This window comes from Ruegeria sp. BF12 (assembly GCF_056538705.1).
The window spans coordinates 407,800-429,857 of sequence record NZ_JBQFTP010000003.1; the positions used below are offsets into that span (position 1 = coordinate 407,800).

Genomic DNA, 22,058 nt, shown 5'->3' on the forward strand with positions numbered 1-22,058 from the left:
CCTTCATCTTTTCTGAAATACTCCTGCCGGAGGCAAGGCCAGCTTCAGCTGGCCTTTTTCATACCCATCACACGGGCCCGGGCACGGGGGTCACTGTCGAATAGAGCCGCCAACTGCTCGGTCATTGCGCCCGCCAACTGCTCGACATCCGTGATCGTCACAGCGCGGTCATAATAACGGGTCACGTCGTGGCCGATCCCGATGGCCAGAAGCTCGACCATCTTGCGCTTTTCGACCATGGCGATCACGTCGCGCAGGTGTTTTTCCAGATAATTAGCGGGGTTGACGCTCAAAGTTGAATCATCGACCGGCGCACCATCCGAGATCACCATCAGAATCTTGCGCTGTTCTCGCCGCGCCAGCATCCGGCGGTGCGCCCATTCCAAAGCTTCACCGTCGATGTTCTCTTTCAGCAGGCCCTCTTTCATCATCAGACCCAGATTGGGTCGTGCGCGGCGCCACGGGGCATCCGCCCCTTTGTAAATGATGTGGCGGAGGTCGTTCAGACGCCCTGGCTGCTGCGGGCGGCCATCGTTCAGCCACGCTTCACGTGCCTGACCGCCTTTCCATGCCCGTGTGGTAAATCCCAGAATCTCGACCTTCACGTTGCAGCGTTCCAGCGTCCGGGCCAGAACATCGGCACAGATAGCAGCGATCGAGATCGGACGTCCGCGCATCGAGCCTGAATTGTCCAGCAGCAGCGTCACAACTGTATCGCGGAACTCGGTGTCTTTTTCGACCTTGAAGCTCAGCGGAGTAGTTGGGTTCGCCACCACACGTGCCAGACGACCGGCATCGAGGATACCCTCCTCGCGGTCGAACTCCCAAGACCGGTTCTGCTGTGCCTGCAACCGGCGTTGCAGCTTATTCGCCAGACGACTGACGGCACCTTTCAGCGGCTCCAGCTGCTGATCCAGATAGGCCCGCAGCCGTTCCAGTTCGGCAGGTTCTGCCAGATCCTCGGCCGCGATCTCTTCGTCGTAGGTGCTCAGATAGACCTTGTAGTCCGGGTCGGCCTCAGACGCTGGCGGCGGAGCAGGCGGCTCCATCGGGGCCTCGCCTTCCGGCATCTCAGCCTCATCACCCATCTCATCCTCGGCCATCTCGTCCATCGAGACCTGAGCCTGAGACTGGTCCTGCTGCTCTTCTTGAGTTTGTTCAGGGGTCGCGTCGGCCTCTTGTTCGTCCTGATCATCCTGACCGGTGCTGTCGGGATCGGGCTGTTCTTCGGCGTCGTCCTCAGCCTGATCTTCCTGTTCGTCGTCCAGCTCATCCGGGTCTTCGCCCAACTGGTCGCCGTACCCCAGATCCTTGATCACCTGCCGTGCGAATTTGGCGAACTCGGCCTGATCCGAGAGGATCTCTTGCAGGTTGTCCAGCGTACCGCCGGCCTGTTCTTCGATGAAGCCACGCCACAGGTTCATGATGTTTTCAGCCGCAGGCGGCAAGTCCCGCCCGGTGGCCAGGTGCCGGATCAGATAGCCTGCAGCAACCGAAAGCGGTGCGTCCGCAGGCTGTTTGCACTGATCATAGCCGCGCCGCAGCGCCTCGTGCCCGATCTTTACATCGATGTTGCTGGCGGTACCGGGCATATCCCGCGCGCCCATCGCCTCGCACCGGGCAACCTCCATCGCCTCGTACAAATCCCGCGCCATATCGCCCGGAGGCGCATAGCGCGCGTGGGTCGCGTCGTCATGGTACTTGCGCTGCAACGCCAGAGCATCCGCCGTTCCGCGCGCCAACAGAACCTCTTCGCGGGTCATACGGCGAGAAACCTGCGGCAGACGCATCGATTCACCCGACAGACCGGATGGGTCGACGGTATAGCTCACCGACAGTTCGGGATCGTCAGCCATGACCTTCGTCGCCTCGGCCAAGGCCTTTTTGAACGGATCGGCGGGGTTGTCGTTTGGTTTACTCATTTTGGTTTTCCCAAATCCGGATCAGAGTATTCGGCGAAGACAGCATCTGGGTCCCGTTGCAGCAGGTATCTGCAGTGAACTTGAGAATTCTGGCTTGGTTTCAGGTTCAAGACAATGGATTTCGGCGTCTTCCATTGCTGGGCAATGACACCGACAGGTACCTCATCCACTTCAACCACCCAAGTCGCCATACCTCCTGAAATGCGCGCCAAGTAATTCCGCGACTGAATGGCTTTGCATAGATCAAAGCCCGTCGTTGGTGCAGGAACAATAAGAATAGCGCGATGAGGTGCGGACACATCATCCCCTGCTGCTACGCTATCCCGCGTCAGCGACAAAGAATAATGTGTGGCGTTCATCACCCCAAGCTCACGCTCGCAGCGCTTTCCGGCAGTTCTTCGTCGAAGCAGCGCTGATAGAACTCGGCGACCGTTTGGCGCTCCAGCTCGTCACATTTGTTCAGGAAAGACAGGCGGAAGGCATAGCCGACGTCACGGAAGATCTCGGCGTTCTGGGCCCAGTTGATCACGGTTCGCGGGCTCATGACGGTGGACAGGTCGCCGTTCATGAAGGCGGTCCGGGTCAGGTCGGCGACTGTGACCATCTGGCTGACGGTCTTGCGACCCTTCTCGGTGTTGTAGTGCGGTGCCTTGGACAGAACGATCATCGTCTCGGCGTCGTGGCTGAGGTAGTTCAGCGTAGAAACCAGCGACCAACGGTCCATTTGCGCCTGGTTGATCTGTTGCGTGCCGTGATACAGGCCGGTGGTGTCGCCCAGACCGACCGTGTTCGCGGTGGCGAACAGGCGGAAGTTCGGGTTCGGCGTGATGATCTCGTTCTGGTCCAGCAGGGTCAGCTTACCATCATGCTCCAGCACCCGCTGGATCACGAACATCACGTCCGCGCGGCCTGCGTCGTATTCGTCGAACACGATGGCGACGGGGTTCCGCAGGGCCCAGGGCAGGATGCCCTCGTGGAATTCGGTGACTTGCTTGCCGTCACGCAGCTTGATGGCATCTTTACCAATCAGGTCGATCCGGCTGATGTGGCTGTCGAGGTTCACCCGCACGGCGGGCCAGTTCAGGCGGGCGGCAACCTGTTCGATGTGGGTCGACTTACCCGTGCCGTGATATCCTTGGATCATCACCCGGCGGTTGTGGGAAAAGCCTGCCAGAATCGCCAGCGTGGTCTCGGGGTCGAACTTGTAGGTCGGATCGATGGCAGGCACACGGTCGCTGCGGTCTGCAAAGCCCTTGATCGCCATGTCGGTATCAATACCGAACACGTCACGGACCGAAATATCTTCGGTGGGTTTTGCGTTGATATCGATCGATCCGTCAGCCATTCGCCTTGTCCTTATCCTTTGGCCCGCATTGCCGGGTTTGAACCCGTGTGTGGTGCAACATATTGCGGGCAAGGGCAAGGGAAAGCCGCGCGCGTAGGGACTTAGGCGGATGTTTCTTTGAAACTGGCCTTATCGACGCACGCAGATGGTTGTTCGAGGATCGCGTCACTGGCCCGGATCAGGCTGCGTTCATCAACGAACCGAGGGGTGGAATGCATGTACTCCTGGAACGCACGGCCGTATTCCTGCAGCAACCAGCGTTCTTCGTTCAAGACGAATAGAAAGTAGATAACGAACACCAACGCGGCCAATCCGAGGGTCACCCAGGATCCGCTAGCAATACCCAGATCCACAGTGGCCAGAACCGATGTCACATATTGCGGGTTGTGCGAATAGGCGTACATGCCGCCGGTCACCAGCCCGTCGCTCTCGCAATAGGTGTTGTCGAGGCCCAGAAATCGATAACCCCAGAGGGTGATCCCGAAGGACAGCACCATGATGGGAACGCCGATCACATAACGCACCCAATATCCCAGCCGTTGACCCAGGCCTCGCAAAGGGCAAAAACCACTGTCGCGCCGCAAAACAGGCGGAACAATCCAAAGGCCGCATGGTGCCGCCAACCGCTGGCGCTGGGCCACAGGCCCAAGTCGGGCAGATCTCTGGTTGGGTATGGGCCAAAGGTTCGGCCCATTAGATAGGGCGTAACGGCAAATTGTAACAGATTGAGCAAACACCCCACCCCAAAGCGACTGAATGCAGACATCGAAAGGGAATGCAGAACATCGCCAATGCAAAAAAATCAAATTCTAACATTTAGATGTTAATTTTGAGTTAATGTGCATCTTGTACACTGTGCCAAGTGTTTCTGTTTGTAGTTAGGTTCCAAGGGTTCGCATGTCACTTACAATTTTAGGCCCGTCTTCGATCGCGATTCCCGGTGGATCGACCTCCGTTATGCAGCAGTACACCGCTACGAAAGCCGGGGCTTCATGGACTGTGGTTGTTACGGGGACAGGCGGGTTGGACCCTTCTGATTACACTGTGTCAATTTCTCCGACTGGCGTTTTGACCGTCGAACTTACGCCGGGTGCGGACATACCCCTGAACACGCAGCTCACTGTCGAAATATTCGCATCGACTGGTCCTGGAAACGGCAACAATGACTCGCTCATAGTAACGGTTGACCTTCCTGCCGGAACTGTGCCGTGTTTCGTCAAGGGGACTTTGATAGAGACCGAAAAAGGTGACTGCCCGGTCGAAGAACTGTCGGTGGGGGACAAGGTTCGCGTGTCCAGCGGTGAATTGCTGCCTATTCTGTGGATTGGTGAAAAAACCCTAAGCGCGGAAACGTTGAAGCGAAATCCACACTTGCGGCCAGTTTGCATTCAGAAGGGAGCGATGGGAGACGGCTTACCAACCCGCGATCTATATGTGTCACCCCAACACCGGATTGTAATGGAAGGGTGGCGCGCGGAATTGTTGTTTGGAGAGCCGAAGGTCTTCGCCGCAGCAATTCATCTGGTTAATGATAAAGAAATTCGTCAGATACAATCCGATGAGACGGTCACATACTACCACATTGCGTGCAGCCGCCACGCGATATTGATGTCGGATGGTTTGCCAACGGAAAGCCTATTTCTAGGCGATATGGCCCTTTTGTCTTTCGATCGTGAAGATGTCGAAGAGCTTCGTGAGCTTTTTCCCGAACTGCGTGGCCCTGCATCCAACTGGAAACAGACACGTATTCGTTGTTTGAAACGCCCCGAGACCGAGGCGTTAAGTAGTATGCTGACCCAGTAACCCGATTACTTGAAGTTCCGGCTGTCCTTGATCTGATCCCAGGCCCAGACGACCTCTTGCAACTGCTCTTCCTGCGAGCGATCGCCGCCGTTCATATCCGGGTGCAGCACCTTGATCAGCTTCTTGTAGGCTTTGCGCACTTCGGCCTTGGTCCAGCTGTCGTTGGCTTCCAGAATCTCGATTGCACGACGCTCGGTCGGGGGCAGACGACGACCGCCGCCGCCAGAGGTGCGGCCCTTGTTCTGGGTGCTGTTCGCGCCAAGCACCTGATGCGGGTCCTCGATGCCCAGACGGGCCCAGGCGCGCGCCTCAGGGTCGCCCATGGGCTTGGTCTCGCGTTCCCACACTTTGTCCTTGGAGCGTTGGGCGTTCAGCTCGGCCTCGGTGGTGCCGTCAAAGAAGTTCCACTTTTGGTTATACTCGCGCACGTGCTGCTGGCAGAACCAGAAGAAATCATCCAGAACATCGGGTGCCTTGGGTGCGCGGAACTTACCCGGCTCGTTGCAGCCCTCATGGTCACAGATTCGCACTGAGGTTTCAGATGCGCCCGACATCCCCCGACGCCCGCGCGGGTTCTTTTTCTTGGCGCTGGAAACGGACATATCGAATCCGAAGGGGTCTGATTTCGTCATGCTCTGATCCTTACGAACGCATCTTTTCGACTCGGAGGCAGCAGTTTAGTCTAAGCAGCCGAAAGTAGAAGAGGGGGGCGGCAAAATTTTTGCCGCTGAGCGAAAAAATGACCGTGACTGACGAGATCCGATCCCGCCTGCAGGCCGCGTTTGAACCAAGCGAGCTAGAGGTCGTGGATGACAGTGAAAGACATCGCGGTCATGCCGGGTATCAAGAGGGTGGTGAAAGCCATTTCAACGTCCGTATCCGTGCCCGCGCATTCGAAGGGCAGTCCCGTGTTGCCCGCCATCGGGCTGTTCACAAGGCGCTGGGCGATATCGTTCCCCGCATTCATGCGCTGGCGCTGGATGTTGATTCCTAAGCAAGCCTTGCACTTTGGTCAGGCGGCAAGCGCAATTGCCTGATTGATCGCGAAACCCCGGTTTATCGCGCGATAAGTTGGGAAGGGCTGGCGGTGCGTCGCGTCGATTTCTCGTTGTATCCATTCCTGCTCTTCCAGTCGGTGGAGCGACGTCGACAATGCCCGATCCGAGATTGTGACCAGACCGGATTTGAGGGCTGAGAAACGTCGCGGTACGTCGGTCAGCGCCAGAATGGGCGCGGTCCAGCTGCGGCGTAGCACAGCGAATTCTATATCACTCGGCACGGTATTTACGATCCGGCTGGCGGTTTCGGCCATCGGCACACCGATCTGAGTCAGTCGGAATTCGGGTCTTAGCGGATGACCGTGACCGGGGTTCCGTTCCAGAAATCCCAGCTGAATCAAGTGATCAAGACTTTGGGTAAAAGACGTCCGACTGGCCGTTGTCGCAGCCAGCAAGGGTGCCTGACGCCCAGGAAGGCCCTCGTGCATCAATGCCAGAATATTCAGGGACCAGGCGCGGGACGTGAGCTTGACAAGAATCATTATGTCCATAAAGTATAGTTACTTTATTTTTAAACCAAAGGAAAGTTCTATGCCACTTGTCTCATTGGAAAACACGATAACGCTGGCTATGTCCGTGCGGGATCGACACGCCAGCGCCGAATGGTATCAGGCCAAGCTGGGCTTTGAGCTGATCCACCACATTGATGAAGCCGGGTGGAGCGAGATGAAGACCAAAACCGAAGGCGTGACCCTAGGTTTGGGCGAACAGGCAGAGCCCGCGCCGGGTAATACGGTGCCGGTGTTTGGGGTGTCCGATATCACAGTGGCCCGGAAGTCTTTGGAAGCTTCGGGCGTTAGGTTCGATGGTGAAACGGAAACCATCGAAGGCATGGTCAGCACCGCGACCTTTTACGATCCTGACGGAAACGCACTGATGCTGGCGCAAGATCTCACCCAGGCCGCGAATGCGGCAGAGTAACTCTGATTAAGGGTCTGAAAACGCGACGAACCATGGACCAGCTTTGCGGGCTGGTTATGGCTAGTCTTTGCCCGTGTCGGACAAGTCCGCCGCTTTGAGGGTCAGTGGAGGGTCCTTGACCTCTTCGGAAATGGGCGCGGGCGCTTGCACTTCTTCAGAGCCTGGGATCGGCTGCGCCTCGACAACCTCCTCAACGGTCTCGTCCGCCGTGCGCGTCGAGGTGAACGTGACCTCGATTTCACGCCGAAACACCAGAACATTGCGCCAGTTCACGGTCGACGTAGTCAGGCCCGAGCGCTCCTCGCTGGGCAATAGTTCCGCGCGCTGGTATTCCCAGCCGTCCTGGCCCATCTGGTTCAGGACCTGTTCGATTGACACAGCAAACCGCCCTTCGGCGGTTTTGACGCCCTTGGCCTTGGTGCCTTTTTGCGGGGCGGGGACAACTTTGTATTCGTAGCGCTGCATCAGATCTTCCTGGTTGCCGATCCCAAGCAATCTAACATGTTGCCGGGTTTCGAAAAGTCATCTTCGCCCGCAGGGCAAATTCTGTGTCATCTGTTGCGCGTACCCTGCGCAGGGACCGGCAAGGTCCAGGCCATACGCCTGAAACCTGCCGTAGAAGTCGTTTAATCCGAAAGGCTTACGATCCCAGTTTCTTGCTGACCAACTCGTTGACGGCCTTGGGGTTGGCCTTGCCGCCGGTTGCCTTCATCACTTGACCTACGAACCAACCCGCCAGTTTCGGGTTCACTTTGGCCTTTTCGACCTGTGCCGGGTTGCCGGCGATGATCTCGTCCAGCGCGGCTTCGATAGCGCCTGTGTCCGTGACCTGCTTCATACCGCGGTCTTCGACGATCTGCGCGGGGTCACCGCCTTCGGTGTAAACGATCTCGAACAGGTCCTTTGCGATTTTGCCCGAGATGGCGTCTGAGGCGATCAGGTCAATGATCCCGCCCAACTGCGCAGGCGTAACCGGAGACTCGGTGATGTCATGGTCTTCTTTTTTCAGTCGACCGAACAGTTCGTTGATCACCCAGTTCGCGGCCAGCTTACCGTTGCGACCCTTGGCGACCTCTTCGAAATAAGCGGCGGATTCCACCTCAGCGGTCAGCACCGACGCGTCGTAGTCGGTCAGGCCGAACTCGCTGATGAATCGTGCCTTCTTGTCGTCTGGCAACTCGGGCAGATTGGCCGCAATGTCGTCGACCCATGCCTGTTCAATCTCCAGCGGCAGCAGGTCGGGGTCGGGGAAATAGCGATAGTCGTGCGCCTCTTCCTTCGACCGCATTGAGCGGGTTTCACCCTTGTCCGGGTCGTACAGGCGGGTTTCCTGATCGACCTTGCCTCCGGCTTCTACGATGGCGATTTGACGACGGGCTTCGACCTCGATCGCCTGCTGGATAAAGCGCATCGAGTTCATGTTCTTGATCTCGCAGCGGGTGCCCAGATGCGAGAAGTCCTGCGTTTCCTGGTACTTCTCATATGCGCCCGGCAAGCAGATCGAAACGTTCACGTCCGCCCGCAGGTTGCCGTTCTGCATGTTGCCGTCGCAGGTACCCAGATAACGCATGATCTGACGCAACTTGGCGATATAGGCGGCGGCCTCTTCGGGTCCGCGAATGTCGGGGCGGCTGACGATCTCCATCAGGCAGACACCGGTGCGGTTCAGGTCGACGAAGGACATATGCGGATCCATGTCGTGGATCGATTTACCGGCGTCCTGCTCCATGTGGATGCGTTCGATGCGGACCATGCGCGCGGTGCCGTCGCCCATCTCGACCAGCACTTCGCCTTCGCCCACGATGGGGTGATACAGCTGGGAAATCTGATAGCCCTGAGGCAGGTCGGGGTAGAAGTAGTTCTTGCGGTCAAAGGCCGATTTCAGATTGATATCCGCCTTCAGGCCAAGGCCGGTACGGACGGCCTGTTCCACGCAGAACTCGTTGATAACCGGCAGCATCCCCGGCATCGCCGCGTCGACGAAAGCCACGTTCGAGTTCGGCTCGGCCCCGAACCGGGTCGATGCGCCCGAAAACAGCTTGGCATTGGACGAGACCTGAGCGTGCACCTCCATCCCGATAACCAGTTCCCAGTCGTGCTTGGCCCCGGCAATGGTTTTGGGTTTGGGCATTTCGTATGTCAGGTCGAGCATGGCGCGCCTCATTTCCGCAGAAGTCTAAGCCTGCGTATTAGGCCCGGCACGGCCTAGGGGCAAGGGGGAATCAGTGCCCGGACAGGTGCAGACCCTTCGGCGTGAAGGTCACGTCCAGTCCGCTGCGCAGCTCATCACGGAACAGATCGGCTATCGCGCGCAAAGCGTCACGTTGGCCACGGGCCGCAAACCGCTCGGGCGAACTGATGCGGACGCTGTTATTGAACCCGTTCGCTGCATGGGCCCAAATCAGCGGGTGCAACTCGGTCAGGTGATCGCGGATCAGCCAGTTTGCGGCCTCATGAATTTGGCTGCGTACCTGATCAGCTTTGTCGTTTCGGCCAGCGCCCTTCTGGATCGTGATGGAGCAATAGGCCGAAAGTAAATTGACGGTCTGCTGATCCGGACGCCGGCGCAGAATGTCGTGTAAACCTTCCACGAAGTAGTCGACATCCAAGCGCGCGCAGGCCTCTTCGTCCAGCGCAATCGCGTCGAACTGTACCCAGGTATAGCCGCCGGCACCCCATAGCTCTTGCGTGCGGGCCGCCATGCGTAGGGCCTGAACCTCAAGCTCGTCATAACTGCCGAACCAGCGCGGCAACAGATGAGTGCCCATCGCGCGCATGTGCCGCTGGTTGTGTGGGTCCAATTCGATCAGCCGTTCGTATTCATCTGCCACACGCGTATTGGCCGTGCGCTGGCCCGCAAGCAGGGCACAGCCTGCAGCGGCGACGATCGGGCTGTTCGGCGCGGCCGCGCGGCATTCCGGAAAAATCGCTGCGGCTCGGTCGAAATGCGCGGAACACCGGGATCGGTGTAGCGTAGGCAGGGTTGCTTCCGTTGTTGTGCCCCGCCACGCCCATGCGAGGTCAATATGCGCGAGCGCCACCACGAGTGCGATCATCGGATCGTCGGCGTGGGCGCGCATTTCGTCTTCCAATTCTGAAATCCCGCTCAGCACATCAATTTCCGACAGCGCCTTGGCGTCAGAGAGGGCGTGCTCGACGGCCAAGACCACATCGGCCCGAGCGCCAAAGGCCAACAGTTCCGCGATTGGCATCCCGTCCGGCGCCGTGTCGCGCGCATCGTCCGCAGCGCGCATCAGGTCAGTCAATTCTGTCCATCGGTCCTGTCTGGCCAGAAAACGCCCTTGCTCAATAGAACTCCGCCCAATCTCATCCTGCGCCTGAATATCGGCTAATGGGATGTTCAACTGCCCTTGATCGGGCAACACAGCGGCAATAGCAGAATCCGCGTGGCGCGTATCCGGCGCGGTTGGGCGCGAAGAAGACCGGGAACGAGACCAACGGTCCCTAAAAAACCAGAACATGGCAACACTCGAAACAAAAAAACCAAGTAACCTAGCTTGAAAGCTTTGCCGGAAATGATACCGAATTCAAGTTTTTTGGATTCTATCGTTAAATTTTCTTAGATAATTTTCAAATTTTGCAAACATTGTTTCAGAATGCGGTGAAGTGGTGACGTTCGACACGAAAGCCCGCTTGCTGCAGCACCTGTTCGAATTCGCGGTGGTGTGGGGTCGACTCGTCCGGCAATCGAATACGTTTCCCAGAGACCAGAACCAGCGAGACGCGAACCGAGAAATCCCACCGGGTATCGAAGCGGATGTAGTCTATGTCCGAGCACTCGACCTCGGCCTCGCGGGTTCCGGTAAACCACCGCAGTTTGTCCTGATCCAGGCTCAACCCGGCGCTGGTGTTCTGCGCAATGTCCCATAGGGCAGGCAAAGTGGCCAAGCTCATAAGACCAACTAGCCACCACGCCGCGTCAAACAGGATCACAAGGGCAAGGAGCGCCGCATAGACGCAGATCAGGACACCGACTGTGCGCGGCGCCCTGTTCTGACGGGTGAACGTGAAGTCCGTCATGCGTTGAGGATACGAGAAACCATCTCGGTCGTGTCACGTGACAGATTTGGCGTTTCGGCGATGCGGGTCAGTTGTGCACGGATCAAGTCCTGCCGGTCCGCGTCATAGCGTTTCCACGTTTGGAACGCCGAACACATCCGTGCAGTGGTTTGCGGGTTGACCGGGTCCAACTTGATGAGCCAGTCCGCCAGCAGTTCATAACCGGCACCGTCTTCGCGGTGGAAACCAGCGTGGTTCATTGCCAGAGCGCCCATGACGGCACGGAATCTATTGGGGTTCTTCCAGTTGAATTCAGCGTGCTCTGTGAGCGCGCGCGCAATGTCGGCAGTGGTAACGGGGGACGCCATTGCGACTTGAAGGCCAAACCATTTGTCCATGACCAGACGGTCATGTTGCCATTGGTCGTAGAACGCAGACAGTTCGGCTTCGCCTTTACCAGCGCGCAGCAGGCAGGACAGGGCGTTCAGTTGCAGCGTCATGTTGCCCGCCGCGTTGTATTCCTCGGCCGCCCTTGCGCCGCCATCCAACCGCGAGGTCAGAGCCAGTGCGGCGCTGCCAAGCGAGCGTTTGCCGGCTTGCTCGGCATCAGGGCTGTATGCGGCTTCGATCAAGGTCTCGCTGTGCAGGCGTGGCAGCAAGTCCTGAACATGCTGCGCTGTTGCCTGCCGCAGCGTTTCGACAGCAGTCCAGATCGTCATTGGATCGGGCGTTTCGCCGCGATCGTACAAAGAAGCGGCCAACTCGGACTGGGTGGGAAGCCCCAGCATCAAGGCCCGATAGGCGGGGTCCAGTTCACCGTCGCGCAGTACCGCCAGAATCCCGTCCAGGTAGTCGGCGCCCGGCGCAGCGTCTTCGAGGATCATGCGCAGCAGCGTGTCCTGGGCTAGTGACCGCCCCGCCTGCCAACGGTTGAACGGATCGGTGTCGTGGGCCAGCAGAAATGCGCGTTCAGCATCGGTGTGGTCGTGCTCGAGGATCACAGGGGCCGAGAAATCCCGCAGGATCGAGGCCACAGGTTTGGCTGCCAAGCCGGTGAAGGTGAAGCTCTGCTCGGCTTCGGTCAGTTCCAAAACTTCGGTTGCGCGTACTTCGTCTCCGTTGGGGCCAAGCAGGCCGACGGCAACGGGGATCACCTGCGGCAGCTTCTCGGGCTGGCCCGGCGTTTCTTCGGTGCGCTGGGCAAGGGTCAGCGTATAGGTGCCGTCATTCCAGTCTTCGCTCACGGTCACGCGCGGTGTGCCGGATTGGCTGTACCAGCGCTTGAACTGGCTCAGGTCGCGACCGGTGGTATCCTCGAACACCTTGATCCAGTCTTCGATGGTGCAGGCCTGACCGTCGTGGCGGTCGAAATACAGGTCGAGCGCCTTGGCATAGGCGTCATCCCCGACCAGACGTTTCAACATGCCGATGACCTCGGCGCCTTTCTCGTAAACCGTTGCGGTGTAGAAGTTGTTGATTTCCTGAAAGCTCTCAGGCCGGACCGGATGGGACAGAGGCCCATTATCCTCGGGGAATTGCCGTGCGCGCAGGTCGATGGCGTCATGGATGCGTTTCACCGGGGCCGAACGCATGTCGGATGTGAATTGCGCGTCACGGAATACTGTCAGGCCTTCCTTCAGGCACAGCTGGAACCAGTCGCGGCAGGTGATCCGGTTACCGGTCCAGTTGTGGAAGTACTCATGCGCGATGATCGCCTCGATGCGTTCGAAGTTGGCATCGGTCGAGGTTTCGGGGCTGGCCAAAACAGCTGAAGAGTTGAAGATGTTCAGCCCCTTGTTCTCCATCGCGCCCATGTTGAAATCGTCGACGGCCACGATGTTGAACACGTCCAGGTCGTACTCGCGGCCATAGACGTCCTCGTCCCATTTCATGGACTTCTTCAACGCCTCCATGCCGAAGTCGCATTTGCCCTCATCGCCGGGGCGGACCCAGAGGTTCAGTTCGACCTCTCGGCCCGACATTGAGGTGAACTGGCCGGGATGAGAGATCAGGTCACCGGCGACTAGCGCGAACAAGTAGGCGGGTTTGGGCCACGGATCGGTCCATTCGGCCCAGCCTTCGCCTTTGCCCGAGGGGTTGCCGTTGGAGAGCAGCACCGGAAGGTCGCCATTGATGCGCACGGTGAATGTTGACATCACATCGGGGCGGTCGGGGTAATAAGTGATCTTGCGGAATCCCTCGGCCTCGCACTGGGTGCAGTACATGCCGTTAGACATATAAAGCCCTTCGAGCGCGGTGTTGTTGCCGGGATCGATCTCGACCTCGGCTTCCCAGACGAAGGGGGCATCGGGCACGGTGGCTGTCAGGCCTTTGTCGGTGACCTCGGGCGTAATGTCCGTGCCGTCGATCAATGCGCGGATCAGTGTCAGCTCTTCACCATGCAGAAAGAACGTCTTGTCGGTGGCATCCGGGTTCGGGCGAAATGCGATGCGCGAGGTCACGCGGGTCGCGTGGGCGGCAAGATCGAACGTCAGATGCACGCTGTCTACCAGATACCCAAAGGGTGTGTAGTCTTTCAGATAAATTGTCGTTGGGGCAGCGTCGCGCATCAGGGGCCTCGCATCATTTCTTGTTTGCGCGAACGTATGGGCTGTGGCGGTTGGCTGCAAGCGGTGCCGGACCTGCCTGTGCATGCCCCGAACCGGATTTTGGTAAGTCTTTTTGACCGCGACGCTGCGACGCAAGTTGCCTATCGGAAACTTTCGCCCTAAATGCTGACGGCATACAGTCGTGCACATTCCCAGGAGAGACAACATGAGCAGCAGACAGTCGCGCAGCGGACTGCAGGTGGATAAGGTTCTGGCCGAGTTTATCGAGGGGCAGGTCCTGCCGGGAACAAGTGTCACAGCGGATGCCTTCTGGGACGGTCTTGCGCGCATGGTTGCCGAGTTGGGCCCCAAGAATCGCGCGTTTCTGGCCAAGCGACAGGATATCCAGGGCAAGGTCGACGCATGGCATCTTGAGCACCTGGGGCAGGAGCATGACGCCGAGGCTTATCAGGCGTTTCTGCGCGAGATTGGCTATTTGGTCGAGGAAGGTGCGGATTTCCAGATCGAAACCGCCAATGTCGACCCCGAGATCGCCTCGATCCCTGGGCCACAGCTTGTTGTTCCAATCACCAATGCCCGATTTGCGCTAAATGCTGCCAATGCGCGCTGGGGCAGCTTGTATGACGCGCTTTACGGCACGGATGCGATGGGTGATCTGCCCAAGGCAGGCGGCTATGACGCAGCACGCGGCGCGCGGGTGATTGCCTGGGCAAAAGGATTTCTGGATGACGCGGTGCCATTGGTAAGCGGTTCATGGGCGGATGTATCTGAACTGCGTGTCGAAGAGGGCGCGCTGGTGCCTGCATTGGCCGATGCTTCGCGTTTTGTAGGCTACGGCGGTTCGGCCGGGACCCCAGATTTCGTACTGCTGAAGAATAATGGTCTGCACATCCGGGTCGTGATCGACCCGTCCAGCAACATCGGCGCGTCCGATCCTGCGGGAATCGCGGACGTTTATCTGGAATCCGCGCTTTCCACGATTATGGATTGTGAGGACTCGGTGGCCTGTGTCGATGCCGAAGACAAGGTTGTAGCCTATGGCAATTGGCTGGGTTTGATGAAGGGCGACCTGACCGAAGAGGTTACCAAAGGCGGTTCCACCTTCACGCGTAAACTGGCTGACGATCTGACCTATACGACCGCCAATGGCGCATGGGATGTTCTCAAAGGCCGATCTCTGATGCTGGTCCGCAACGTGGGCCACCTGATGACTAACCCGGCTGTTCTGGATGGCGATGGCAACGAAATCGGCGAAGGGCTGATGGATGCGCTTTGCACCACGCTGATCGCTATGCATGACCTGCAGCGCGAGGGTGGGAATTCGGTCACAGGCTCGGTCTATGTGGTGAAGCCCAAAATGCACGGGCCAGCGGAAGTCGCTTTCTCGGTTGAGATTTTCGATATGGTCGAAGACATCCTTGGCCTGCCGCGCAACACCGTGAAGCTGGGTATCATGGATGAGGAGCGCCGGACTTCGGCCAACCTCAAGGAATGTATTCGTGCCGCGAAATCGCGTGTGGCCTTCATCAATACCGGCTTCCTTGATCGGACCGGGGATGAAATCCACACCTCGATGGAAGCCGGGCCGATGCTGCCCAAGGGGGACATCAAGAACACGCCGTGGATTGCCTCCTACGAGGATCGCAATGTCGATATTGGCCTGGCTTGCGGACTGAAAGGGAAGGCACAGATCGGCAAGGGCATGTGGGCAATGCCCGACCGGATGGGCGACATGCTGGAGCAAAAGATCGGCCACCCGAAATCCGGCGCGACCTGCGCCTGGGTGCCGTCGCCGACCGCAGCGACCCTGCACGCAACGCATTACCACAAGGTGGACGTACTCGCCCGTCAGGACGAACTGGCTGCAGGCGGTGCACGCGGTACGCTGAACGATCTGCTGACCATTCCTCTGCTGGGCGGCCGCAACCTCAGCGATGATGAGGTCACGCGTGAGATCGAGAACAACGCGCAAGGCATTCTGGGCTATGTGGTGCGCTGGGTCGATCAGGGTGTTGGCTGTTCGAAGGTGCCGGACATCAACGATATCGGCTTGATGGAAGATCGCGCGACCTGCCGGATTTCGTCTCAGGCGTTGGCCAACTGGTTGCATCACGACATCATCTCGAAAGAGCAGGCCATGGCCGCGATGCAAAAGATGGCGGCGGTGGTGGACCGCCAGAATGCGGATGATCCGGATTATCGCCCGTTGGCGCCCGGTTTTGACGGAATTGCTTTCCAAGCGGCCTGTGATCTGGTCTTCAAGGGGCGCGTGCAGCCATCGGGCTATACCGAGCCGGTCCTGCATGCCCGCCGGTTGGAACTGAAAGCCAGCCTTTAACGTTTAAAGAACAACAGGATACGATATGGCAGTTTCATTGCGCAAAGCCCGCACCATCATCCGAAAAGCCCTTGAGAAAGGGCATGAGATGGAACTCAAACCACTTTCGATCGTCGTGCTGGATGCAGGTGGCCACGTGATCGCGTTTGAACGCGAAGATGGCGCGGCACCCGGTCGGTTCGCGATTGCGCACGGCAAGGCCTACGGTTCGGTCATGCTGGGCATGGCTGGCACGGCCCAAATGCAGCGGGCAGAAGCGCAAGCTTATTTCATGGCCGCCGTGAACGGCGTCTATGGCGGACAGGTGGTGCCGGTTCCAGGTGGCGTTTTGCTGCGTGACAAAAAGGGCGCCGTAATCGGAGCCGTAGGAGTGACCGGTGATACGTCAGACAACGATGCTGCCGCGGCCTTGGCCGGGATTGAAGCCGCTGGTCTGACCGGCGAGATCTGAACCATTGAAGGGCGGAGGGCCTGCAAGGCCCTCCGGTCCCTGCAGGTGTTTGCGCGACGCCTAATGTTCCGGCAGCGATCTATAAACAGAGTAAGGTCCGGACATCTTCCAACATGTGCATGGTTGAACAAGAACTTGCGCTGCCACGCAGGGCTTGTGCTATTGCGCGCTTTTTGCGCTGCCGATAGTTTTTCTGAGAATACAGGAAACAACACAGGAACGCAGAATGTCTCGACCCGTCGTCGGTATCATCGGCAATTCGTACTTGATGAATGATCAATATCCAACTCATGCCGGTGGGACGATGAATTCGGACGCGGTTGCGAATGTGTCGAACTGTTTGCCGCTGCTGATCCCGGCAGATCCGCGTTATGTCTGCGTCGATGAACTGCTCGAGGTTTGTGACGGATTTCTGCTGACCGGTGGGCGTCCGAATGTTCACCCCGAGGAATACGGCGAGCCCGCGACCGAGGCGCATGGCGAGTTTGACCGGGCGCGCGACGCGATCACCCTTCCGCTGGTGCGGGCCTGCGTCGAGCGTGGCCAGCCGTTTTTTGGCATCTGCCGCGGGTTTCAGGAGGTAAACGTGGCGATGGGTGGGACCCTGTATCCTGAAATCAGGGATTTGCCGGGCCGCATGAACCATCGGATGCCCCCCGATGGAACCTTGGAAGAGAAGTTTGCCCTGCGCCATATCGTGTCATTGAACGAAGGCGGCGTTTTTCACCGTCTGATGGGCGCGACCGAAGTGATGACGAACACGCTGCACGGGCAGGGGATCAAGACCGTCGGGCACCGCGTGGTGATAGACGGTCACGCGCCTGATGGGACGCCCGAAGCGATCTACGTTCAGGATGCGCCGGGATTCACCCTGTCGGTGCAGTGGCACCCTGAGTGGGATGCCGAAAATGACCCCGTCTCGCGCCCCTTGTTCAAAGCATTTGGCGCAGCAGTGCACGCCTGGGCCGCAGGGTCTGACGCGCCATTGGCCCAACGGTCCGCGTAATTCGTGCGCCGGTCTGGGAGAGAAGGACCAGACCGGCGCAACGCGATCAAACCAGCAAATTGAACTGATTGATCAAAGGCAGGGTGCGCGCGCGCTCACCCGTAAGGTCAAATAGGGCGTTGCCAAGGGCTGGCATCGATGGAGGGGTTCCGGGTTCGCCCACACCGCCCATGTGGCGGTTGGTTTCAAGGATCTTCACTTCGGTCACCGGCGCGGTGTGCATCCGCAGGGCGTCGTAGTCGGGGAAGTTGTATTGTTCGACTTCTCCATCAGCGAACGTGATCTCACCCATCACAGCAGCCGACAAGCCATAGATCATGCCGCCATACATCTGCGCCTCGACCGTGCCGGGATCCAGTGCCAGACCGACATCACAGGCGATCCAGGCTTTGGCGATACGGATGGCGCCATCTTCGTCGACTACCTCGATCACTTGCGCGACCGGCGTGCCAAAGCTGTAGGTCATCGCCACACCGCGTCCGACTCCATCGGGGGTTTCTCCGGTCCAACCGGACATTTCCTTTACGGCTTGCAGACATCCTGCGGAGGGCGCGTGTTCGGCCTCGGCCAACTCCAGTCGAAACTCCAGCGGGTCGCGGCCTGCGGCGTGGGCCATTTCGTCCATGAAGGTCTCGTGGAAGAATCCGTTATGGCTGTTGCCGACCGAGCGCCAGAAGCCGACGGGAATGTTCAGATCGGCAATGTGTCCGCTCATGCGATAGTTTGGCACCGCATAGGGCTGGTTAAAGAACCCTTCGACCAGGACTTTGTCAGGTCCTCCGCCGGGTATGCCGGTATAGCGCTGAACCGCTTGTTGCGTGCACGACTGAGCCGCAACTTTGCCGTCGATCAGAACAGCCTGACCGTCTTTGACTGCACCGCGCATCCGGGCCATCGCGCCGGGGCGGTAGTAGTCGTGGCGCATGTCCTCTTCGCGGCTCCAGGTGGTCTGGACGGGAACACCGGGCATGGCCATCGCGACCTTGGTGGCGATCTCGCCAAAGTCCAGCTCACCCCGGCGACCGAAGCCGCCGCCAAGATAGGTCGTGTGAATCTGAACTGCTTCCTTGTCCAGATTGGCGGTGTTGGCCGCGCGCATTTGGATGAGTGTCGGAGCCTGGTTGCCGCACCACAGTTCCAGCGCCGAGCCCGTGAACAGCGCAGTGGCGTTCATCGGCTCCATCGTGGCGTGGGCCAGATAGGGCACGGTGTATTCTGCTGTGATTTCCGAGGCACCTTCGGGCAGGGTGTCTACATCCCCATCATCACGCATGGTTGAGTTCGGTGAGGCATCGAACGCCTTCGCAATCTCGGCGAAAACTGCGCCAGTTTCCGGTGGGTAGGGGGCGTCTCCCCAGTCCACGTCAATCGCCTCGACCGCCTGAATGGCCAGCCATGTGTTGCTGGCAATCACAGCAACGCCATTGCCGAGATCAACGACCTTTTCGACGCCGGGCATCTGTTCGGCAGCGCTGGCGTCAAAGCCTTTCATCTCTCCGCCTAACTTCGGGTTAATACGGACAGACGCGAATTTCAGACCTTCGGGGCGAACATCGATCCCGAACTCGGCGGTGCCGGTGGATTTGGCGACCACGTCCACGCGTGGCAGGTTTTGTCCCAGCAAACGCCAGTTGGTTGGATCGCGCAGCTCAACTTCGGGTGGCTCGATCTGGCCCGCAGCCTCGGCAAGCTCGGTATAGGGAATGCGTGTCCCATCCGGTGCGATGACCGCACCGTTTTCGGTCTTCAATTGCGAACGATCAACGCCCAGACGGTCAGCTGCGGCTTGTTTCAGCGTTTCGCGTGCAGTTGCACCTGCCTCGCGCATGCGTTCGAACCCGTCGCGCATCGACGTCGACCCGCCCGTAACCTGAAGGCTGAGTGTTCGGCCAAGAACGCCCAGAGCCTCACCCAGATTGTGCTGGAAGTCCGAGATGTCATAGCCTTTGTTGGGCAACCCCTCACCAATCAGGGCCGAGTTGTAATAAGCCGCTGCGGCCGGACCATGCAGGACGCGGATCTGGTCCAGTTCCACATCCAGTTCTTCTGCGATCAGAGCGGCCCACGTGGTCATGACACCTTGCCCCATCTCGGCGCGCGGTGCGAACAGGGTGACGCCTTGTTGATCGATCAGAACAAAGGGGCTGAGTGCGGTTTCTCCTTCACCCGGCTTCAGTGGGTTGGCGGCAGGGCGGCTGACGTAGTAAGCGCCAAAAGCCACCCCACCCACGATTGCGGCCGAGCCGATCAGGAAGGTGCGGCGGAGGATTTTTCCTACGGATGCCATCGGTTACGCCTCCTTCAGTTTGGATGCTGCGTCGTGAATTGCAGCACGGATACGGGGGTAGGTCCCACAGCGGCACAGGTTGCCTTGCATTGCCTCGTCAATGTCTTCGTCCGAAGGGGCAGGATTTTCAGCCAGCAGAGCGGCCGCCTGCATGATCTGGCCCGACTGGCAATACCCGCACTGCGCCACCTGATGATCGACCCAGGCCTGTTGGATTGCGGCCATCGAGCCCGGAGTGCCGACCCCTTCGATTGTGGTCACATCGCCCCAGACATCCGACAGCGCCACCTGGCACGAGCGTACTGCCTCGCCATCAATGTGAACTGTGCAAGCCCCACAGGCGGCGACGCCGCAGCCGAATTTGGTTCCGGTCAGGCCGATCTCGTCCCGGAGAACCCAGAGCAGGGGAACGTCATCGGGCAGGTCAACCTGATGTTGCTTTCCGTTGATCTTCAAGTCGGTCGCCATGGCGCACCTCTCGTAGCTGTGGCTGGTTTCTGACATAATTGGTGAATTTTGTCAGTATGTCAATTGACAAAATGAACAGAAAGTGTCACGACTTCAGGTATGGCAGAAATAAAAGACGATACACGCCAGCAGGCGATTCTGACCTCGGCCTTTCAGGCCTTTGCGACTTATGGGTTCCGGAAAACTTCAATGGACGACATAGCGCGGGGCGCCGGGATGTCCCGTCCGGCCGTGTATCTGCATTTCAAGAACAAAGAGGCGATCGTCAGCAAACTGACCGAGCTTTACTATGTTGAGAAGTACGCAGCCGTCGCCGAAGCGTTGAGATCACCCGGCTCCATACCGGATGTTTTTGCCCGTGCGGTTCAGGCTCAGACCGAAGGGATCGCCGCCATTCTCGCCTCACCCCACGGGCTGGAAGTCTTGGATAGCACCAAATCACTGGCCTCTGATATCCTGTCAAAGGGCGAGGCGGATCTGGCCGGACTTTATGCCGAGTGGCTTTTGCGTGAAGAAAAAGCCGGGCGAGTCCGCCTGACCGCTGAGGCGGGGGAGATGGCCAAGACGATTACGGCCGCTCTCAAAGGGCTGAAGGTAAGCGCCGGCAGTGCACAGGAATACGAAACGCTTGTCACGCAGTTTTCCAAACTGATCGGCGCAGCGCTTGAGGTTAGGTAACGCGTTGCCGAACCTTATATTCCGGCGCATCCCACAAACGGTTCTGCATGATATCCGCAAGGATTTCGACCGCGCGTTCAACATCCTGTTCGTCAACGTATAGCGGCGTGAAGCCGAAACGCATGATGTCGGGCGCGCGGAAATCTCCGATTACGCCTCGCGCGATCAGGGCCTGCATCGCCGCGTATCCATCGGCGAAGCGGAAGGACACTTGGCTACCGCGATTCGACGGATCGCGCGGGCTGGCCAGATGCAGATCGGGGCAGGTGGCCTCGACCCGCTCGATGAACAGCTCGGTCAGCTCGACTGACTTGGCGCGCACGTCTTGCATGTCAGCCATGTCCCAGACATCCATCGCAGCAGACAGGGCGGTCATTTGAATGACCGGAGGTGTACCGACGCGCATCCGCTCGATGCCGTTGCCGGGGCGGTAATCCAGATCAAAGGCAAAGGGGGATTCGTGACCCAGCCAGCCGGATAGTGCAGGGCGCACCCGGTCTGCCAGGCGCGGGGCCACATAGATGAACGCGGGCGCTCCGGGGCCACCATTCAGGTATTTATATGTGCAACCGACGGCGAAGTCGGCGTTGCACCCGGCCAGATCGACGGGAATCGCGCCGGCGGAATGGGCCAGATCCCAAACCGTGATCGTACCATTCGAATGGGCCAGTTCGGTCAAGGCTTTCATGTCGTGTATGCGGCCCGAGCGATAATCTACCTCGGTCAGCATCAGCACTGCCACATCTTCTGTCACGTTTTGGGCAACGTCTTCAGGGGCGACGACTCGCAGCTCGTAATCCGAACCCAGAGAGCGCAACAGGCCGTCCACCATATAAAGGTCCGACGGGAAATTCCCGCTGTCAGACAGGACGACCTTGCGGTCAGGGCACAGTTCCAGCGCCGAGGCCACGGCCTGATAGACCTTGATAGAGAGGGTATCGCCGATGACAACGCTGCCGGGTTCGGCCCCAATCAACCGTCCCACGCGATCACCCAAGCCCGTCGGCAACCCCATCCACCCGGCCTTGTTCCAGCCGGTGATCAGCATCTGCCCCCATTCCTGAACCATCATGTCATTCACCCGGTCTCCGGCAGCGCGGGGCAGTGGGCCGAGTGAATTTCCGTCAAGGTAAATGACATTTTCGGGCAGGTCGAACATGGCTTTGGTCGCGGCAAAGTCGGTCATCATAA

At 58.8% G+C, this 22,058-nt stretch carries 21 protein-coding genes; 7 read left to right on the forward strand and 14 right to left on the reverse strand.

Going from position 1 to position 22,058, the window contains the following annotated elements; genetic code table 11:
* Positions 1–44: 44 nt before the first annotated feature.
* From cobT to ACR0J0_RS07665, 4 genes are all read right to left on the reverse strand, one after another.
* Complete coding sequence (gene cobT, locus ACR0J0_RS07650; RefSeq protein ID WP_480662628.1) at positions 45–1,922, reverse strand: cobaltochelatase subunit CobT; 1,878 nt, start codon at positions 1,920–1,922, stop codon at positions 45–47.
* Entirely contained in the window at positions 1,919–2,281 is a 363-nt protein-coding gene (locus ACR0J0_RS07655) for a hypothetical protein (protein ID WP_480662630.1), read from the reverse strand. Before ACR0J0_RS07655 ends, cobT begins: the two co-directional genes overlap by 4 nt.
* A complete protein-coding gene (cobS, locus tag ACR0J0_RS07660; protein WP_480662632.1) occupies positions 2,281–3,267 on the reverse strand; it encodes a cobaltochelatase subunit CobS in 987 nt (328 codons plus the stop codon). The genes ACR0J0_RS07655 and cobS overlap by 1 nt, the downstream gene beginning before the upstream one ends.
* Positions 3,268–3,368: 101 nt before the next feature.
* On the reverse strand, positions 3,369–3,791 hold the full coding sequence (locus tag ACR0J0_RS07665; protein WP_480662634.1) for a methyltransferase family protein: 423 nt from the start codon (positions 3,789–3,791) through the stop codon (positions 3,369–3,371).
* A 544-nt stretch (positions 3,792–4,335) separates the two neighbouring features.
* Here ACR0J0_RS07665 and ACR0J0_RS07670 point away from each other — a divergent pair.
* Positions 4,336–5,070: a Hint domain-containing protein gene (locus ACR0J0_RS07670; protein ID WP_480662636.1), complete on the forward strand. Its 735-nt coding sequence runs from the start codon at positions 4,336–4,338 to the stop codon at positions 5,068–5,070.
* A gap of 5 nt (positions 5,071–5,075) precedes the next feature.
* Here the strand turns inward: ACR0J0_RS07670 and ACR0J0_RS07675 are convergent, their stop codons facing one another.
* The gene (locus ACR0J0_RS07675; RefSeq protein ID WP_170331529.1) at positions 5,076–5,702 is read right to left on the reverse strand and encodes a J domain-containing protein; all 627 of its coding nucleotides are present in this window, start codon (positions 5,700–5,702) and stop codon (positions 5,076–5,078) included.
* Between the two features lie 107 nt (positions 5,703–5,809).
* On the opposite strand from ACR0J0_RS07675, the gene ACR0J0_RS07680 reads away from it, so the two are divergent.
* Entirely contained in the window at positions 5,810–6,064 is a 255-nt protein-coding gene (locus ACR0J0_RS07680) for a BolA family protein (protein WP_480662639.1), read from the forward strand.
* 18 nt (positions 6,065–6,082) lie between these two features.
* On the opposite strand, the gene ACR0J0_RS07685 is transcribed toward ACR0J0_RS07680, so the two are convergent.
* The gene (locus ACR0J0_RS07685; protein WP_480662641.1) at positions 6,083–6,610 is read right to left on the reverse strand and encodes a winged helix-turn-helix transcriptional regulator; all 528 of its coding nucleotides are present in this window, start codon (positions 6,608–6,610) and stop codon (positions 6,083–6,085) included.
* Positions 6,611–6,659: 49 nt separating this feature from the next.
* Between ACR0J0_RS07685 and ACR0J0_RS07690 the strand changes: the two genes are divergently transcribed.
* Positions 6,660–7,049, forward strand: coding sequence for a VOC family protein (locus tag ACR0J0_RS07690; RefSeq protein WP_480662643.1), 390 nt, complete (start codon positions 6,660–6,662; stop codon positions 7,047–7,049).
* 60 nt (positions 7,050–7,109) lie between these two features.
* On the opposite strand, the gene ACR0J0_RS07695 is transcribed toward ACR0J0_RS07690, so the two are convergent.
* The 5 genes from ACR0J0_RS07695 to pepN form a co-directional block, all read right to left on the reverse strand.
* The gene (locus tag ACR0J0_RS07695) at positions 7,110–7,514 is read right to left on the reverse strand and encodes a DUF4177 domain-containing protein (protein WP_480662645.1); all 405 of its coding nucleotides are present in this window, start codon (positions 7,512–7,514) and stop codon (positions 7,110–7,112) included.
* Between the two features lie 175 nt (positions 7,515–7,689).
* The gene (gene gatB, locus ACR0J0_RS07700) at positions 7,690–9,201 is read right to left on the reverse strand and encodes an Asp-tRNA(Asn)/Glu-tRNA(Gln) amidotransferase subunit GatB (protein ID WP_480662647.1); all 1,512 of its coding nucleotides are present in this window, start codon (positions 9,199–9,201) and stop codon (positions 7,690–7,692) included.
* A gap of 70 nt (positions 9,202–9,271) precedes the next feature.
* Positions 9,272–10,531, reverse strand: coding sequence for a hypothetical protein (locus ACR0J0_RS07705; RefSeq protein WP_480662649.1), 1,260 nt, complete (start codon positions 10,529–10,531; stop codon positions 9,272–9,274).
* A 130-nt stretch (positions 10,532–10,661) separates the two neighbouring features.
* Positions 10,662–11,090 (reverse strand): hypothetical protein, encoded by a 429-nt coding sequence (locus ACR0J0_RS07710; RefSeq protein WP_480662651.1) that lies wholly within the window; start codon positions 11,088–11,090, stop codon positions 10,662–10,664.
* Positions 11,087–13,639, reverse strand: coding sequence for an aminopeptidase N (pepN, locus tag ACR0J0_RS07715; RefSeq protein WP_480662653.1), 2,553 nt, complete (start codon positions 13,637–13,639; stop codon positions 11,087–11,089). Before pepN ends, ACR0J0_RS07710 begins: the two co-directional genes overlap by 4 nt.
* Before the next feature lie 205 nt (positions 13,640–13,844).
* Here pepN and ACR0J0_RS07720 point away from each other — a divergent pair, with 205 nt between their 5' ends.
* The 3 genes from ACR0J0_RS07720 (at position 13,845) to ACR0J0_RS07730 (ending at position 17,434) form a co-directional block, all read left to right on the forward strand.
* Positions 13,845–15,977 (forward strand): malate synthase G, encoded by a 2,133-nt coding sequence (locus tag ACR0J0_RS07720; protein WP_480662654.1) that lies wholly within the window; start codon positions 13,845–13,847, stop codon positions 15,975–15,977.
* Positions 15,978–16,002: 25 nt separating this feature from the next.
* On the forward strand, positions 16,003–16,428 hold the full coding sequence (locus ACR0J0_RS07725) for a GlcG/HbpS family heme-binding protein (protein WP_480662656.1): 426 nt from the start codon (positions 16,003–16,005) through the stop codon (positions 16,426–16,428).
* 226 nt (positions 16,429–16,654) lie between these two features.
* A complete protein-coding gene (locus tag ACR0J0_RS07730) occupies positions 16,655–17,434 on the forward strand; it encodes a gamma-glutamyl-gamma-aminobutyrate hydrolase family protein (protein WP_480662658.1) in 780 nt (259 codons plus the stop codon).
* A 46-nt stretch (positions 17,435–17,480) separates the two neighbouring features.
* Here the strand turns inward: ACR0J0_RS07730 and ACR0J0_RS07735 are convergent, their stop codons facing one another.
* Together ACR0J0_RS07735 and ACR0J0_RS07740 are read right to left on the reverse strand one after the other, a co-directional pair.
* On the reverse strand, positions 17,481–19,721 hold the full coding sequence (locus tag ACR0J0_RS07735; RefSeq protein ID WP_480662660.1) for a xanthine dehydrogenase family protein molybdopterin-binding subunit: 2,241 nt from the start codon (positions 19,719–19,721) through the stop codon (positions 17,481–17,483).
* Positions 19,722–19,724: 3 nt separating this feature from the next.
* A complete protein-coding gene (locus ACR0J0_RS07740; protein WP_480662662.1) occupies positions 19,725–20,189 on the reverse strand; it encodes a (2Fe-2S)-binding protein in 465 nt (154 codons plus the stop codon).
* 99 nt (positions 20,190–20,288) lie between these two features.
* Here ACR0J0_RS07740 and ACR0J0_RS07745 point away from each other — a divergent pair, with 99 nt between their 5' ends.
* Entirely contained in the window at positions 20,289–20,867 is a 579-nt protein-coding gene (locus ACR0J0_RS07745; protein ID WP_480662664.1) for a TetR/AcrR family transcriptional regulator, read from the forward strand.
* On the opposite strand, the gene kynU is transcribed toward ACR0J0_RS07745, so the two are convergent.
* A complete protein-coding gene (gene kynU, locus ACR0J0_RS07750; RefSeq protein ID WP_480662666.1) occupies positions 20,860–22,053 on the reverse strand; it encodes a kynureninase in 1,194 nt (397 codons plus the stop codon). The genes ACR0J0_RS07745 and kynU overlap by 8 nt on opposite strands.
* Positions 22,054–22,058: the final 5 nt, after the last annotated feature.